At 68.8% G+C, this 1486-nt stretch carries 1 protein-coding gene; it reads right to left on the reverse strand.

Annotated elements, in window-relative coordinates; all coding sequences use genetic code 11:
• Window positions 1–7 precede the first annotated feature (7 nt).
• A complete protein-coding gene (locus tag FCN22_RS21420; RefSeq protein ID WP_238384901.1) occupies window positions 8–1354 on the reverse strand; it encodes an IS30 family transposase in 1347 nt (448 codons plus the stop codon).
• Window positions 1355–1486 lie beyond the last annotated feature (132 nt).

The following is a 1486-nucleotide window of genomic DNA, read 5'->3' on the forward strand; positions in this document are numbered from 1 at the left end:
GGCAGGTTCAGGGGGTCGATGCAACACCGGCCTGTGTCAGTGACGATAGCTGCTCTTGGTAGACCTCGGCAGGGGTGCGCCATCCGAGTGTCTTGCGTGGCCGGGCGTTCAGGGTCGTGACGACTGCTTGGAGCTCCTCGGCCGTCCAACGCGACAGGTCGGTGCCCTTCGGGAAGTACTGGCGCAACAACCCGTTGGTGTTCTCGTTGCTGGGCCGCTGCCACGGTGAGTGCGGATCGCAGAAGTAGACCTCGATCCCGGCGTCGATCTTGAGCTGGACGTGCTTGGCCAGTTCGCCGCCTTGGTCCCAGGTCAACGACCTGCGCAGCTGCTCGGGCAGCCCCCCGATCTGGGCGACGATGGCCGCATTGACGGCCTCGGCGCCGCGACCTGCCAGCGGTGGCCCGTTCTTGACGGTCGGGGCTTTCCCGAAGTCTTCCATCCGAGGCAGGTGCAGCAGCATCGTGTACCTGCTGGTGCGCTCGACCAGGGTACCGATCGCGGACCGCTCCAGGCCGATGATCAGGTCGCCCTCCCAGTGCCCAGGCACCGCCCGGTCCTCGGCCTCTGCCGGGCGTTGGCTGATCTTGACGTCGTCAGTGACGAACGTGCGGCCGCTGCGACCAGTGCGAGCACGGGGCTCGCGCAGCGCACGCCCGGAACGCAGGCACGCGGTCAACTCTCGCTTGAGCGCGCCACGGCCCTGCACGTAGAGCGACTGGTAGATCGTCTCGTGGCTGACCCGCATCGACTCATCATCGGGGAAGTCGACCTTGAGCCGGTTGCTGATCTGCTCAGGGCTCCAGGCCACACCCCAGCGCCGGTCCCTCCGACGACCCTGGCGCCTCCCCACCCACGGCACGTTCGGGCCGGCGATGGGACGTCCCTCGGCGTCGGTGACCTCTCCTGCGAGCTTGTGTTCCACGTACTCGCGCAGTCGGCGGTTGGTGGCGAGCTTGGCCGGCTTTGGCCTCTTCGCGGCCTGCTGGACCTTCCACTGCGCCACCGTCGCCCGGTAGCCCTTCTGGTCGGCCCGGGTGGCCGCGTTGCGCCGCAGTTCGCGGGAGATCGTCGAGGGATCCCGCCCGATCCTGCGGGCGATCTCGCGTACCCCGTGATCCTGCGCCCTCAACAGCGCGATCTCCTCGCGCTCAGCGAAGGACAAGCAGCGGCCGGTGGGCTCGTTCAGGCTGATCGGGGTCATCCCGCCAGCGTGGCGAAACCAGCGGGTCGCGACCGGCGTCGACACGCCGACCTCAGCGCCCGCGTCCTCGCTGGTCAGACCTTGAGCAATCAGGCGCCAGAACGCCCGCTGCACAGCACGTGACGGCTCCGGCCGCCCCGGTGATCGCATCGGCGCACGCAGCGCCCGATCCGCGGCCCACTGCCGTCGAGCGCCGACCGGCGCCGCTGGCAACTCCTTCTTGCGTCGTCCCACCGAACACCTCCGTGATCAAGGTGTTGCGACGACCGCTGGAATCCGCCC

The sequence above is a fragment of the Segeticoccus rhizosphaerae genome, assembly GCF_005222685.1.
Taxonomy (GTDB): Bacteria; Actinomycetota; Actinomycetes; order Actinomycetales; family Dermatophilaceae; genus Segeticoccus; species Segeticoccus rhizosphaerae.

What these genes read in the sequence shown, in the direction of transcription:
- FCN22_RS21420 (WP_238384901.1), bottom strand. Translation starts at nt 1,354, where the DNA reads ATGCGATCACCGGGGCGGCCGGAGCCGTCACGTGCTGTGCAGCGGGCG.